This window comes from Nonlabens ponticola (assembly GCF_003966335.1).
Lineage (GTDB): Bacteria > Bacteroidota > Bacteroidia > Flavobacteriales > Flavobacteriaceae > Nonlabens > Nonlabens ponticola.
Genome location: NZ_CP034549.1, coordinates 707,255 through 720,891 on the forward strand (window position 1 = coordinate 707,255; position 13,637 = coordinate 720,891).

General features: G+C 39.9%; 22 protein-coding genes. 13 read left to right on the forward strand and 9 right to left on the reverse strand.

Translation table 11 applies throughout. From position 1 onward, the window contains the following. Positions 1-45 precede the first annotated feature (45 nt). The 3 genes from rplU (at position 46) to EJ995_RS03150 (ending at position 1,745) form a co-directional block, all read left to right on the forward strand. Positions 46-762: a 50S ribosomal protein L21 gene (gene rplU, locus EJ995_RS03140; RefSeq protein ID WP_126445527.1), complete on the forward strand. Its 717-nt coding sequence runs from the start codon at positions 46-48 to the stop codon at positions 760-762. Positions 763-804: 42 nt separating this feature from the next. Then, a complete protein-coding gene (gene rpmA / locus EJ995_RS03145; RefSeq protein ID WP_126445529.1) occupies positions 805-1,068 on the forward strand; it encodes a 50S ribosomal protein L27 in 264 nt (87 codons plus the stop codon). Between the two features lie 80 nt (positions 1,069-1,148). Continuing rightward, a complete protein-coding gene (locus EJ995_RS03150; RefSeq protein WP_126445531.1) occupies positions 1,149-1,745 on the forward strand; it encodes a DUF6624 domain-containing protein in 597 nt (198 codons plus the stop codon). A 2-nt stretch (positions 1,746-1,747) separates the two neighbouring features. On the opposite strand, the gene EJ995_RS03155 is transcribed toward EJ995_RS03150, so the two are convergent. From EJ995_RS03155 to ahcY, 5 genes are all read right to left on the reverse strand, one after another. Next, on the reverse strand, positions 1,748-2,113 hold the full coding sequence (locus tag EJ995_RS03155; protein ID WP_126445533.1) for a VOC family protein: 366 nt from the start codon (positions 2,111-2,113) through the stop codon (positions 1,748-1,750). Between the two features lie 2 nt (positions 2,114-2,115). Then, entirely contained in the window at positions 2,116-2,475 is a 360-nt protein-coding gene (locus EJ995_RS03160) for a hypothetical protein (RefSeq protein ID WP_126445535.1), read from the reverse strand. A 74-nt stretch (positions 2,476-2,549) separates the two neighbouring features. Continuing rightward, the gene (locus EJ995_RS03165) at positions 2,550-2,957 is read right to left on the reverse strand and encodes a DUF4288 domain-containing protein (protein WP_206482263.1); all 408 of its coding nucleotides are present in this window, start codon (positions 2,955-2,957) and stop codon (positions 2,550-2,552) included. Positions 2,958-3,008: 51 nt separating this feature from the next. Beyond that, positions 3,009-3,227 carry a hypothetical protein gene (locus EJ995_RS03170; protein WP_126445539.1) on the reverse strand — a complete coding sequence of 73 codons (219 nt, stop codon included), beginning with the start codon at positions 3,225-3,227 and terminating at the stop codon, positions 3,009-3,011. A 98-nt stretch (positions 3,228-3,325) separates the two neighbouring features. Beyond that, positions 3,326-4,642, reverse strand: a complete 1,317-nt coding sequence (gene ahcY / locus EJ995_RS03175; protein WP_126445540.1) for an adenosylhomocysteinase — start codon at positions 4,640-4,642, stop codon at positions 3,326-3,328. Positions 4,643-4,756: 114 nt separating this feature from the next. Here ahcY and EJ995_RS03180 point away from each other — a divergent pair, with 114 nt between their 5' ends. The 10 genes from EJ995_RS03180 (at position 4,757) to EJ995_RS03225 (ending at position 11,435) form a co-directional block, all read left to right on the forward strand. Then, entirely contained in the window at positions 4,757-5,389 is a 633-nt protein-coding gene (locus EJ995_RS03180) for a 4'-phosphopantetheinyl transferase family protein (protein ID WP_126445542.1), read from the forward strand. Beyond that, positions 5,386-6,114 (forward strand): geranylgeranylglyceryl/heptaprenylglyceryl phosphate synthase, encoded by a 729-nt coding sequence (locus EJ995_RS03185; RefSeq protein ID WP_126445544.1) that lies wholly within the window; start codon positions 5,386-5,388, stop codon positions 6,112-6,114. Before EJ995_RS03180 ends, EJ995_RS03185 begins: the two co-directional genes overlap by 4 nt. A gap of 22 nt (positions 6,115-6,136) precedes the next feature. After that, entirely contained in the window at positions 6,137-6,397 is a 261-nt protein-coding gene (locus EJ995_RS03190; RefSeq protein ID WP_126445546.1) for a thiamine-binding protein, read from the forward strand. After that, positions 6,398-7,033, forward strand: coding sequence for a nicotinamide riboside transporter PnuC (gene pnuC, locus EJ995_RS03195; RefSeq protein ID WP_126445548.1), 636 nt, complete (start codon positions 6,398-6,400; stop codon positions 7,031-7,033). It abuts the gene before it with no gap. After that, positions 6,988-7,545 (forward strand): AAA family ATPase, encoded by a 558-nt coding sequence (locus EJ995_RS03200; RefSeq protein WP_126445550.1) that lies wholly within the window; start codon positions 6,988-6,990, stop codon positions 7,543-7,545. The genes pnuC and EJ995_RS03200 overlap by 46 nt, the downstream gene beginning before the upstream one ends. Continuing rightward, the gene (locus tag EJ995_RS03205) at positions 7,542-9,092 is read left to right on the forward strand and encodes a DUF4301 family protein (protein WP_126445552.1); all 1,551 of its coding nucleotides are present in this window, start codon (positions 7,542-7,544) and stop codon (positions 9,090-9,092) included. Before EJ995_RS03200 ends, EJ995_RS03205 begins: the two co-directional genes overlap by 4 nt. Beyond that, positions 9,093-9,491: an alternative ribosome rescue aminoacyl-tRNA hydrolase ArfB gene (arfB, locus tag EJ995_RS03210; RefSeq protein ID WP_126445554.1), complete on the forward strand. Its 399-nt coding sequence runs from the start codon at positions 9,093-9,095 to the stop codon at positions 9,489-9,491. Between the two features lie 92 nt (positions 9,492-9,583). After that, positions 9,584-10,186, forward strand: coding sequence for a thioredoxin family protein (locus EJ995_RS03215; protein WP_126445556.1), 603 nt, complete (start codon positions 9,584-9,586; stop codon positions 10,184-10,186). A 104-nt stretch (positions 10,187-10,290) separates the two neighbouring features. Then, complete coding sequence (locus EJ995_RS03220; protein WP_126445558.1) at positions 10,291-10,875, forward strand: FMN-dependent NADH-azoreductase; 585 nt, start codon at positions 10,291-10,293, stop codon at positions 10,873-10,875. Positions 10,876-10,958: 83 nt separating this feature from the next. Beyond that, on the forward strand, positions 10,959-11,435 hold the full coding sequence (locus EJ995_RS03225; RefSeq protein WP_126445560.1) for an LEA type 2 family protein: 477 nt from the start codon (positions 10,959-10,961) through the stop codon (positions 11,433-11,435). A gap of 130 nt (positions 11,436-11,565) precedes the next feature. On the opposite strand, the gene EJ995_RS03230 is transcribed toward EJ995_RS03225, so the two are convergent. The 4 genes from EJ995_RS03230 to EJ995_RS03245 are packed head-to-tail and all read right to left on the reverse strand — an operon-like array spanning position 11,566 to position 13,601. After that, positions 11,566-11,772, reverse strand: coding sequence for a hypothetical protein (locus EJ995_RS03230; protein WP_126445562.1), 207 nt, complete (start codon positions 11,770-11,772; stop codon positions 11,566-11,568). Between the two features lie 40 nt (positions 11,773-11,812). Then, the gene (gene truB / locus EJ995_RS03235; RefSeq protein ID WP_126445564.1) at positions 11,813-12,511 is read right to left on the reverse strand and encodes a tRNA pseudouridine(55) synthase TruB; all 699 of its coding nucleotides are present in this window, start codon (positions 12,509-12,511) and stop codon (positions 11,813-11,815) included. A gap of 10 nt (positions 12,512-12,521) precedes the next feature. Further along, positions 12,522-13,316, reverse strand: coding sequence for an undecaprenyl-diphosphate phosphatase (locus tag EJ995_RS03240; RefSeq protein WP_126445566.1), 795 nt, complete (start codon positions 13,314-13,316; stop codon positions 12,522-12,524). Continuing rightward, on the reverse strand, positions 13,317-13,601 hold the full coding sequence (locus tag EJ995_RS03245; protein WP_126445568.1) for a DUF3098 domain-containing protein: 285 nt from the start codon (positions 13,599-13,601) through the stop codon (positions 13,317-13,319). Positions 13,602-13,637 lie beyond the last annotated feature (36 nt).

A 13,637-nucleotide genomic window follows, 5' to 3' on the forward strand; every position in this document is an offset into this window, starting at 1 on the left:
AGGAGTATATTTGCAGCCCAAAATTAATCACATTAATAACTAGTTATGTACGCAATCGTAGAGATAGCAGGGCAACAATTCAAGATCGAGCAAGATCAGAAGTTGTACGTACATCGCCTACAAGAGGATGAAGGAAAGACCATTTCCATCGATAAGGTTCTCTTAATAGGTGACGGCGACAACATCACTCTCGGCGCCCCAGCTATAGAAGGAGCATTTGCTGAGGCAAAAGTTCTGGGACACCTTAAAGGTGACAAAGTAATCGTTTTCAAGAAGAAACGTAGAAAAGGATACCGCAAGAAAAACGGTCACAGACAGTATTTGTCAGAGATTCAGATTTCAAGCATATCTGCAAAAGGTGGTAAAAAGTCTTCTTCTAGTTCCGCTTCCGCGAAAGCAAAAAAAGACGACAAACCAGTTGCAAAAGAAGTAAAACCTACCGAAGCTCCTAAGGGCGAAGTAGCAAAGAAAGAAGCGCCAGCAAAAAAAGCTCCAGCTAAAAAAGCTACTGCCAAAGGTGATGATCTTAAAAAGATTGAAGGTATAGGTCCTAAAATCGCCAGCACACTAGCTGATGCAGGAATGGGAACATTTGCAGAGTTAGCAAAAGCTGATCCAGCAAAAATCTCTGAAATCATTGCTGATGTAAGAGGCAATCACGTGCCAGATACATGGCCACAACAAGCTCAACTTGCTGCAGATGGTAAGTGGGATGAATTAAAAGAACTTCAAGATCGTCTTGACGGCGGCGTTGAAAAATAAGTATAACCGCTCTCGATAGATCGAGACATTAAATAAATTATCATGGCTCACAAAAAAGGAGTAGGTAGTTCTAAAAACGGTAGAGAATCAGAATCGAAACGCCTAGGCGTGAAGATTTTTGGTGGACAAGATGCAGTTGCTGGTAATATTATCATACGCCAGCGCGGTATGGAGCATCACCCAGGTGAGAACGTGTATGCAGGTAAAGATTTTACCCTACACGCTCAAGTTGATGGTGTTGTTAAATTCACTAAGAAGAGAAATAATAGATCATACGTATCTATCGTACCAGGAGCTGAGGCTTAATTAGTTCTCAAACATTATTTTAAAATCTCAATCAGGAAACTGGTTGGGATTTTTGTTTTTATAGCTACTTTTCTACTATCATGAAGTATCCAAAACTAGCAAAGCAAATCATCGATCTCAAGAAGGCAGATCTCGCGATGCGTGATAGATTAATCGAATCTAGCGAGTTGAATGATGGCTATAATGAACAAATGGAAGCGTTGCACAATGTGAATGCTGACAAGTTGCAGGATATTATTGATGAGATAGGTTTTCCTAGTATAGATAAAGTAGGCAAAGAGGCGAGCGATGCGGCCTGGCTAGTGATACAACACGCCATTTCCAAACCTCTTTTCATGAAATCATGTTTGACTCATTTACAACGGTTAGCTAATAATGAAGATGCGTATCGTATACCGATTGCCTACCTGTCTGATCGTATAGCGGTATTTCAAGATAAACCACAGCTATATGGTACCCAGTTTGATTGGGATGATCAAGGTATGATGAGTCCACAATTAATGGACGATGCAGGTCTTGTGAACCAGCGCCGTCATGAGCTAGGGTTGAATACCGTTGAGCAACAGACTATAATAATGAGGCGACAAGCGGTAAAAGAAAGCGAAGTACCTCAAGATTCAGGAGCTCGCAAAAAAGAGTATGACGAGTGGCGCAAGAAAGTAGGTTGGATTAGATAAGGCTATTGGTTGTCCTTAAAAGTCCCAATATGCCACAGGATTCCCAATGGATCGTGCAGGAAGAATTCGTCGCCCCAATCGTCTTTTACAATTTCAGATAGTTTTGATTTTGGGAATTTCTCCTTGAGATCAAGAGATTTAAAACCCTGATGAGTTTCCTCAAGATCACTAACTTCTAAAAAGAGCATGGTATTATCAACCCAATCTTTTACATAGGCATCCTGCAAGTAAAAGCCGAAGCCATTATAATCAAAATAGGACATGCTGTAAGACGACCATAATTCCTTGAAGCCTAGGGTCAAGTAAAACTCTTTAGAAGTTTTAAAGTCTGCAGATCCTATAAAAGGTCTTACTGATTTGATTTTCATAGTTAATTGATCAAACCGTGACGAGAGAAAACAGTAATAAGAGAATCTACAAATTCACGCTGTTCCAATTGACCTTTGTTGGCTATTTGAATTGTGTAAACGTCAGTCATATTACCTGGTGTTGCTATCACGGTATCCATAACATTTTTGAGCGACTCAGTAAGTTTTGAAACCGGCCAATTGGTCATCTGGATAGAGTCCTGAGTGATCTTTAAACCTGCATCTCCATAAATACCTACTGGATTACCAGCCTCAATATAACCGCTTAGATTTTCGGTTTCTATTGTTTTGCGCTGGAAGTCGTTGGTGCAGGATGATAGAAAAATGACAAGCAATAATATTGGAATGTAAGCAGTTTTCATAAGCGCGTTTAGAGGGAACAAGAACGGATTATTTTGTTCAAAATTACTATAGGTGATTTATAGTTAAAGGTAGTTTAGGATTTATGATCACCCTTTTTCGGTTTCAATAAATCCATAAGTTCTTTTTTCTGATAGGGCATTTTCATTGTTCTTCTATCACTAATTAAACCATAATCCATCCACATTAATTCAGAACCATCTTCGATATCTTCATAAATAGGGATTAATTCTCCAATTCCAACAAAGGACGATTCCATTTCTATTTTGTCGGAATTAACGAATTTATAGTTACATTCTTTTCCTAATTGCACAGCCTTATCAAACGCATGTTCTGCAGAATTAGCTTTTATTAAGTGGTGGTTTCCCCAGGTCATTACTCTGCGCAGATCTTGTGTTTGATCTCGATTAGCTGGTTCACACTTTTCAATAATTTCTACAATAAACCAATTATTTTTCTCCACTGATATTTTTTCTTGAGACATGATTTGTTGGTCTATAAAAAAGCCCCAAATAAAATTTGAGGCTTTCTAGTGTTATGGACGTCCTTTGAGACGTTTCTCTATCTTCTGTTTCTTGACGGTCATTTCTTTCATGAGATCCATGATGTCTTCGTCTTTCGTTTCCTTGTATATCTCGTTAAGTGCCAATACTATTCTCTTGCCTTTACGAGATGCATGAACACGATCACTCGTGGACATGTTGCTCATCGACATGCCGATGTATTCTTTAGCTTCTTCTTTTAATTCCTCCATTAATTGTATTTAAATAGGCTAGCTATTTGTCACTAGCAACTTTCGCATAAGCGAAACAATCATTATTTATATAGTCGCGGGAATATAGTAAAACATTCCTAATATCTATAATATTCTGGCTTATATGGTCCAGCTACTTCTACGCCTATATAATCTGCCTGGTCTTTCTTAAGTTCGGTAAGCTCTGCGCCCATTCTTGAAAGGTGCAGTGCTGCTACTTTCTCGTCTAGATGCTTAGGCAACATATATACCTTATTTTCATAGGCATCTACATTTGTCCAGAGCTCAATTTGCGCCAGTGTCTGGTTTGTAAAGGAGTTACTCATTACAAAACTTGGGTGACCTGTTGCACAACCTAGGTTAACTAGACGACCTTCAGCTAGCAAGATAATATCCTTACCGTCAATCGTGTACTTATCCACCTGTGGCTTGATTTCGGTTTTGGTATCGCCGTAGTTATTGTTTAAGAAAGCGACATCGATCTCGTTATCAAAGTGACCTATGTTACAAACGATCACCTTGTCGCGCATGCTCTTGAAATGCTCACCACGTATGATGTCTTTATTACCAGTAGTTGTGATAACTACATCTGCAGTACCAACAACGCTTTCTAGTTTCTTAACTTCAAATCCATCCATCACGGCTTGCAACGCACAGATTGGGTCAATCTCAGTTACTGTAACTATAGAACCAGCACCTCTAAATGATGCTGCGGTACCTTTACCTACATCACCATAACCGCAAACTACCACACGCTTACCAGCTAGCATGGTATCTGTTGCACGACGTACGGCATCTACTGCACTCTCGCGACAACCGTACTTATTGTCAAATTTAGATTTGGTTACAGAATCATTCACATTGATGGCAGGCATTACCAGCGTTCCATTTTTCATGCGCTCGTATAATCTGTGTACTCCAGTGGTAGTCTCTTCAGACAATCCATTGATTCCTGCTGCAAGTTCTGGGAACTCGTCAAAAACCATGTTAGTCAAATCACCACCATCATCTAGGATCATATTGAGTGGCTTGCGATCTTCACCAAAGAAGAGCGTTTGCTCGATACACCAATTAAATTCTTCTTCATTCATACCTTTCCAGGCATAAACAGGAATACCAGCAGCGGCGATAGCAGCAGCAGCATGATCCTGTGTAGAGAAAATATTACAACTGGACCAGGTAACATCTGCACCTAGGGCGACAAGCGTCTCGATAAGTACGGCTGTTTGTATGGTCATATGCAAGCATCCAGCGATGCGCGCACCTTTAAGCGGCTGTGATTCACCATACTCTTCTCTCAATGCCATAAGTCCTGGCATTTCCGCCTCGGCAAGTTCTATTTCTAGACGGCCGTATTCTGCTAGTGAGATGTCCTTTACTTTGTAAGGTACGTATGGGATGGTTTCTGTGCTCATAAATTGATTTTCTAATTACTTATAAGTGGCTGATCCCTTTAAAAACCAACAACTTAATAGCATAAATTATTCTTAAATTGCGAGTGCAAAATTACGAATAAAGCAGCAGATTTCATGCCTCTTATTAAAACCATAACAAATGCCTTTAATTCGACCGTTTACGTGTGGAATATTCAAGAATCAGAGGCATGGTTAAGATCAGGAATAGAGCTCAATCAAAATAGTATCAACAGGCTATTTACCATGTCGTCAGAACTGCACAGACGTGGATTTTTAAGCATCAGGCATCTGCTTGACGCGGCAGGTTACAACGATCACGATTTATTCTATGATGATCATGGTAAGCCACATCTACGAGATGGTCGTAACATAAGCATCACGCACAGTTTTGAATATACCGCTGTTATCGTGAGCGATGTTGCAACTGGTATTGATATTGAAAAGCAGCGTGAGAAAATCAAACGCATTGCCATTAAGTTCATAGGTTATGAGAAAGAATACCTCTCGCAATCCCTAAATGAGGTAGAAGATTTGACGGTTATTTGGGGCGCCAAAGAATCTATGTATAAAAGCATTAGCAAGAAAGGTCTAGGTTTTAAGGAGCATTGTAAAGTCTCAAAATTTGAGCAAAAAGATCAAAAAACGACCTGCAAAGCCGTTTTTGAGGGCAATACGTGGCATTATGAGGCCTTTTTCACCTCTTTTGAAGATTTTACACTTGTTTACATTTTACCAGCGACGGCATGACAATCCTAGAAAGCATCAAGCTGCACAATCGCACATTGAGTATTTTATTGGATCCAGAAAAGATGTCGCTGGATGATGTTTCAGCTTTCGCGAAAGCGTTATCATCAAACACCTCACACCTAACAAAATCATTGCGTCTAGATCAAATTTTATTGCTAGTAGGCGGCAGTACCATGCACGACGTTTCCATCGATAAATGGCTGACTCACTTGAAACAAGTTGTTGATTTGCAAATCGTGCTTTTTCCAGGATCTGCCAGTCAGGTAAGCGAGCAGGCGCATGGCTTGTTGTTTTTAAACTTGATATCAGGTCGCAATCCAGAATTTTTAATCGGCCAGCAGGTAAAGGCAGCTGCTCAATTGAGAAATACCACGCTGGAAATTATACCTACCGCTTATCTATTGCTGGATGGTGGTCATGAGTCTGCGGTGAGTAGAGTTTCACAAACGCTGCCTATGTCACAAGTGGATCACATGGCAATTTCTAATACTGCGCTAGCTGGTCAACTCATGGGCAACCAACTTATCTATCTGGAAGCAGGTAGTGGCGCACGATTTCCCGTATCGCCACAAATTGTCTCCAAGGTGAGCGATATATTGTCCATACCTGTTATCGTAGGCGGTGGATTAAAAACGATTGAGGATATCAACAATAGATTTGATGCTGGTGCTAGTATGGTAGTGGTAGGCACGGCATGGGAAAATGATCTCAACTGGAAAGGTTAGATTTGTCCAAAATCTAATTATTATGGAAGTCTCCATCGAGCTCACCATGTCACCATTGCAGGACGACTTTGAACAACACATTATTGACTTTATTAAAGTCTTGCGTTCGTCGCCTTTCAAGGTTCTAGAGAACCCGCTATCAACTCAAATTTTTGGTGAGTTTACAGATGTAATGTCTTTCTTGACAGATGCGATTGAAGACAGTATGAGCAATCAAGACGCGGTTCTTATCTATATGAAGTTGGTAAAATCAAACCGTGCCGACTATACACCACATTTCTAGATGGAGGTTTGGGATTTTGTTTTTGGTCAGTATAAAGACTACCCAACTTCATTTTTATGGTTGGAACTGGTCGCGTGTGCATGTACGGTAATAAGTGCTCTATGTTCATGGCGCAATAGTATTTGGGTATTTCCATTCGGTATTGTGAGCACATCAATCTTTACCTACCTATGCCTACAATGGAATTTATTAGGCGATACTTTAATAAATGCATATTACTTTATTATGAGTATTTATGGATGGTATATCTGGTCGCGCAAAGTAGATAAAGATACTTTTACTCCAATTACTAGAACCAATATGATAGAATGGTATAAGACGGCTTTATTATTCATTGCTTCAGCCATATTTGTGTACATGATTTACTGGTATTTTGATAGATTTGAGACGATCGTAAGCTATGCAGATATCATTACAACCGGTTTTTTCTTTTCTGGAATGTACTTAATGGCACTGCGCAAGATTGAGCACTGGTTGGTGTTATTAATAGGTAATGTAATATCAGTACCGTTATATTTTTACAAAGGATACAGCTTTAGCGCTATACTATACATAATATTGATTGTATTAGTATTTATAGGATACCAGCAGTGGAAGAAATACCTCAACAATCCAGATTCAGTGGTCGCAGGATAGTGCTCTATGGTCCTGAAAGTACTGGTAAAAGTACGTTAGGTAAACAATTATCCCTGTATTATAATGAACCATTGGTATTAGAATATGCGCGGGAATACTTGCAAAAAAGATTTGATGTCAACAGTCACATTTGTTCGTATGATGATATTGTTCCTATAGCTATTGGACAACGCCATCTAGAGATTCAAGGAGAGAAAGATGCAAGAGACCTTGTCATATTAGATACTAATTTGCTAGAGACGGCAGTATATAGTGAGGCATACTTTAGTAAGGTGCCACAAGAATTAGAAAAAGCTATCGCAACCTCAAGCTATGATTTGTATCTACTAATGGACATTGACGTTGAATGGACACCAGATGATCTAAGAGACAAGCCACAAGAACGTGTTCAAATGTTTAACTTTTTTGAAAAGACGCTGGTTGAACGCAAACTTGATTATAGTGTAGTATCTGGAATCGATGATGAACGATTGAAAAATGCCATCCAGGTAATAGAAAGTAGTAAGCAATGAAGTTAACAACAGTACAAGAACAACAATTAAAAGATCGTGACATACCGGTAAGCGCTATCGAGTATCAACTGAATCGTTTCAAGAATGGTTTTCCATTGGTGACACTTGTTAGAGAAGCCACCGTCGGAGATGGAATAGCACGATTAAGTGATGAAAATCAATTGCGTTACAAGGAGCTTTATAGCTTTAGACAAAACGATATAAGCATCACTAAGTTTGTTCCTGCAAGTGGCGCGGCATCCAGAATGTTTAAGTTTTTGCATGAATTCGTTGCTGCTTATGATTCAGATAAAGAAACCATTGCGTCATATATTGAGCGTAACGATGCAGCTCTCGTCGAGAAATTTACCAATGGCTGGAAGAAATTTCCTTTTTCGAACATCGTATTAAAACATTGCCGTGATCTGTACGCTGACTGGAATGATCTATCTTTAGATAAACAGCAATTCTATTTTGCCAAGGCCATACTTGATAAAGATCAACTCAACTATAGCGGTATGGCTAAAGGTTTGGTACCATTTCATAATTACGGCGACCATATCGCAACAGCCTTTGAAGAACACTTGTACGAGGCTGCCAGCTATGCACCGGTAAACAACAAAGCACAGGTACATTTTACCATCGCACCAGATGCCCAAACAGATTTCAAAACAAATCTAGAACAGGCTAAAACTAAGGTCGAAAATGAAACCGGTGTAAAGTTAGATGTGACATTTTCTTTTCAAAAACCTAGTACAGACACTCTTGCGGTATCGCTAGATCTGCAACCACTTACTGATTCTAACGGTGAATTCATTTTGAGACCAGCCGGTCATGGTGCGTTATTACAAAATCTCAACGATCTCGAGGCCCAACTCATATTTATTAAAAACATAGATAACGTTGCTTCCAGATCAACAAATAGTCAAACCAGCCACTATAAGCAAGTGATTGCAGGATTACTCATAGAATTGCAAGACCAGACGCACACTTACATACGAGCTTTACAGGAACAAAAATACAAAACCACTTTAGAAAAAGAGATCGTTACATTTTTACAGCAATCGCTATCAGTGACTTTGCCAGATAGTTTTGAGAAATCGATACCGGATCACCGCAAAGAAACTCTTATTGCACTGCTCAATCGTCCAGTACGAGTATGCGGTATGGTCAAAAATCAAGGTGAACCTGGTGGCGGCCCGTTTTGGGTTAAGGAACCCAATGGTGCCATATCATTACAAATTGTAGAGAGTGCTCAGGTAGATCCCAACGACAATGAGCAACAATCCATTGCAAGTCGCGGCACCCATTTCAATCCGGTAGATGTGGTTTGCGGTATGCACGATTACATGGGCAATCCATTTGACTTGAATGATTTCAGCGACCCAGATACTGGATTTATCACGACCAAATCTCGATTGGGCAGAAAACTTAAGGGTCAAGAATTACCAGGACTTTGGAATGGTGGCATGGCTTTATGGAATACGGTTTTTGTAGAGGTGCCATTAGAGACCTTCAATCCGGTAAAGACCGTGAACGACCTACTCAAACCTGCACATCAGGCATAGATGGACGTGGACCAGCTACATAGAGAAGTCACCTATACAGCTACAACTTCCAGCGGTGCTGGCGGCCAACATGTCAATAAAGTTGCTACTAGGGTTCAGTTGGAGCTGGATATTTTAAATAGTTCCGCTTTCGCGAAAGCGGAACATCAAAGAATCCTCACTGCACTTGAAAACAGGCTGACTAAAGATGGTAGGCTGCAATTGAGCTCTCAAGACACACGCAGCCAGGCGACCAACAAAGAGCGCGTATTCAAAAAACTACTCAAACTTCTGACTGCAGCGCGCAAACCAAAAAAGGTGCGCAAAAAACGTGTCGTGCCAGCACACATAAAGCGCAAACGCCTGAACGAAAAAAAGAAGCACAGCGAGAAAAAGGCTAATCGAAATTTCAAGTATTGATTTATTCTGAAAATCTTGAAACGAGGTGTTTTATATCATCATTAGGGTAACATCGAACTATAGACCCATTTAATGAGCGTTACCTTTGACTTATGAATATAAATACCATCATCAGCGACGCATTAGAATCATCCATGCCTTACGAGCAATATCGAGCATTAGTAGAATCGCATGTACATAATGATTCAAACACAGGCGCTGAGGTCACAGAGGCACTTGCAGAATACACCAAGCTGAACCACCAACGCATGCGCAGGCATAACAAAAAGATGGAACTCACTCAAGAGAGTTTGAAATTCTTAACAGGATTTGATAAGCAAATCAAATTGTTGTGCATTACCGAAAGCTGGTGTGGCGACGCGGCTCAAACCATGCCTATGATCAATAAAGTAGCTGTGGCAGGTGGTATGGATTTTAGAATAGTACTGCGCGACGAGAATCTAGAATTAATGGATCAATTTCTTACTAATGGCAACCGATCTATAGCGAAACTCATTTTTGTCGACAGCACCACCAATTCACCGCTTGCCACTTGGGGTCCACGACCTACCGTAGCGACAAGACTGGTCGCTGCAGAAAAAGAAGCCAAAGGATCACTATCACCAGAATTCAAGCAAGAATTGCAAAACTGGTATAACAAAGACAAAGGAAAGTCTACAGAGGCTGACCTTGTCAAGATCATGCAAGCACTGTAGCTATTTCTATACTGACTTAATATTACTTTAATAATCAATGTTGTTCTTTAAATTGGGAATTCTATATATTTGTATATACAATTAAAGTTTAAACAAATATCGATATGAAATTATTAAGAATAGATAGTAGTCCGCTCAAAGAAATGAGTACGAGCAGAGCCATTGCCGATTCTTTGCAACAGCATCTAGAAACTAAGGGTTTTACCTTGTCTAATCACAGAGATTTGTTCTATGATAAGCAAGTGACCTTAGGTAATCAAGATCGTTTTACCGGCTATTTTACACCAGAAGATCAACAGAGTGAGTCACAAAAAGAAGCAGTTGCAGACAGTAATGAACTAGCACTAGAATTTGCCGCAGCAGATGCTTATATAATCGCAGCACCCATGTATAATTTTGGTGTGACCGCGCCGCTCAAAGCATACATAGACTTAATCTCTCGTAATGGGATCAGCTTTAATTATACAGAATCAGGTCCAGTTGGATTGTTGGAAGGTAAAAAAGCCTACGTCATTGTTTCCACCGGTGGTACACCAGTAGGCAGCGAGGTAGATTTTGTAAGTAAATATCTCAAGACTTTCCTAGGATTTGTGGGCATTACCGATGTAGAAATCATTCCAGCAGACCTGACTCACACTCAAAAAGATGAGGCCATCAATAGGGCTAAAAATTTGATTGCAGGATATTAAACTACAATCTAATAAAGATAAAAAGACCGCAAGCGCGGTCTTTTTTGATTTCTTCTGTTCAATTTTTGTCTTAGATTGTTATTATGAAAAATTCCCTTTACATCATTATAGCTCTGCTCTTTTTAACGGCATGCGACAATCCATACGAAGACATCACCTTTGTGGAGATCAAAAATGTGCGACTCACAAATATCTCAAAGAATAAAGTTGATCTCGTTGCAGATTGTATTTTGTACAATCCTAATTCAGTAGGATTAGAGTTGCGTGAGGCAGATTTTGATGTGTTTCTCAATGGAAAAAAGGCTGCTAAGGTCTTGCAAGAAAAAGACGCGCTGATGCCAGCAAAGGAAGAATTCACGTTTCCTATCACAGCCAGCATAGACCCAGAAGAACTTTATGGTAAAAAGGCTTCTGGTCTTTTTGACATCGCCATTCAGGTTTTAGCTAACGAAGAGGTGGCTGTGAAATATGAAGGAACACTCAAGGCAGGAAAAGGGTCCTTTAATTTTCTCGTTCCAGTAATAGATAGTTTGAAGGTTCCTGTTAAGATCAGAAATTAGAGATTGACAGTAAGTGGTTTTGGCTGGTTTCAATAATTACTTAGATTGATAAAGTGATAAAACACCAATCTATTATTGATCTTCAAAACACATATAAAGATTTGCGCTAACGAACTTTTTAACTAGCTAATTATACAGCTAGTTTCACCTGCGATTCTATTCTCAATCTATTAATTACAGCGTTTGCGTTGATAATATGGATATGATCTGCAGAGGCATCTTTATAAGCTACATTCTTAGCAGTTCCATTTGTAGCAGGAACCATGTGTTCTTTTTTGGATCTACATGAAGAGATAAAAGCAACTAATAATACGAGACAAATGATACGTGCAGCCATGACTAATTTATTTAACCTAAATGTAGTCAAATGAACTAGGTTATTCAAGCGTGCTTTCAAATTGTTCGATGGACATGGCTTCGGATACATCGTAATTGCCGATTTTAGTTCTGCGCAAGGCTGTCAAGTGTCCACCAGAATTCAGGGCAGCACCATAATCATGCGCCATTGATCGTATATAAGTTCCCTTGCTACATTTAATTTTAAAGTCCACCTCTGGTAGATTGATTCTAAACAACTCAAAGCTAGATACATTGACTTTTCTAGTCGGTATCTCGATAGTTTTTCCTTCACGAGCTAGCTCGTACAATCGTTTACCATCTTGCTTAATAGCGCTAAAAATGGGTGGTCGCTGTTCAATATCACCTGTAAATTGCACGGTAGTTTTCTCCAGAAGTTCTTTTGTCAAATGATCTGTTGAAAACCGTTGATCAACCTCAGTTTCTAGATCATAACTTGGTGTCGTTGCGCCTAGCGTGATGGTGCCAGTATATTCTTTTTCTTGCGCTTGGTAATTGACGATGTTTTTGGTCTCTTTTCCTGTGCAAATAATCAACAAACCAGTAGCTAGTGGATCCAACGTTCCCGCATGGCCGACCTTGATTTTTTTGAGCCCGTAACGCTGTTTGATCATCCAGCGTACCTTATTAACGACCTGAAAGGATGTCCAATTTAAAGGTTTGTCAAAGAGTAAAACGTTGCCTAAAGAATATGGGTTGTGTAAGTTTTCCTGACTCATAAGATTTAATTTAAGCCAAACTACCCGCAACTATCGCCACAACACCTACTGCAAAACAGTAATAAGAAAAGTAATGAAGTTTTGCTTTTTTAACCAGCGATATCATCCACGTACAAGCGATAAGACCAGTGACAAATGCTGCCACAAACCCTAGAATGAGCGGTAAGCTGCCACTATCGCTCACGCTCAAGTCGCCGCTCAATAGGTCTTTACCTATTTTGCCTAAAATCAACGGCACTACCATTAGGAAGGAAAAACGTGCCGCCTTTGTGCGATCATTACCCAATAATACAGATGTCGAGATGGTAGCACCACTACGAGAGATACCTGGCAACATCGCAATTGCCTGAGCGATACCTATAAGAATAGCGTCTTTCCAACTAACTGCTTTACCAGTATTTTTTGCACGGCCAGCTAGAAAAAGTAATAATCCCGTAACGATTAACATAAAACCTACTAGGATCACATTACCACCAAAAAGCTGTTCTAGCTCTTCCTCAAACAACAAGCCTACAAAAACTGCCGGAAACATGGAAAGAACAATCTTTAGACAAAACTGCGTCTGCTCATTCCATTTAAATGAGAACAAACCAGCTAGCAATTCAATGATATCTTTTCTAAAAACGACAATAGTACTCAGCGCCGTTGCAAAATGAAGTACCACGGTAAACATCAGGCTTTCTTCTGGCACGCTGTTGTCGCCTAGAATAGCTTTTCCTAGCTCTAGATGACCACTGGAAGAAACAGGTAAAAACTCAGTAAGGCCTTGAATAACGCCTAAAATAATTGCGTCAAGAACCTCCATTTATTTTTCTGGATCTAGGAGAATTGCATACACCTGAATGCCAAAACCAATTAGCACGAGCGCTGGCGCCAGCCTAATGCGTCGCCATGAGAAAATTTCTGGATTAAAAACGTTGGGATCGTCACTGCCGCCACCAGCCATCAGGCCAAATCCTAGAGCAATCACGCCCAAACCTATCAACATCCAAATGTAATTTTTGCGCTTAAAAATAAATTCAAAACGCGGCTCTACATTTTGCTCTTGCTGCTTCACAGTTGCGTTACTAGAATGTTTTTTCTTACCCATAGGTTGTGGTTGTGCAGTTAGCTTGGTAGTTTGTTA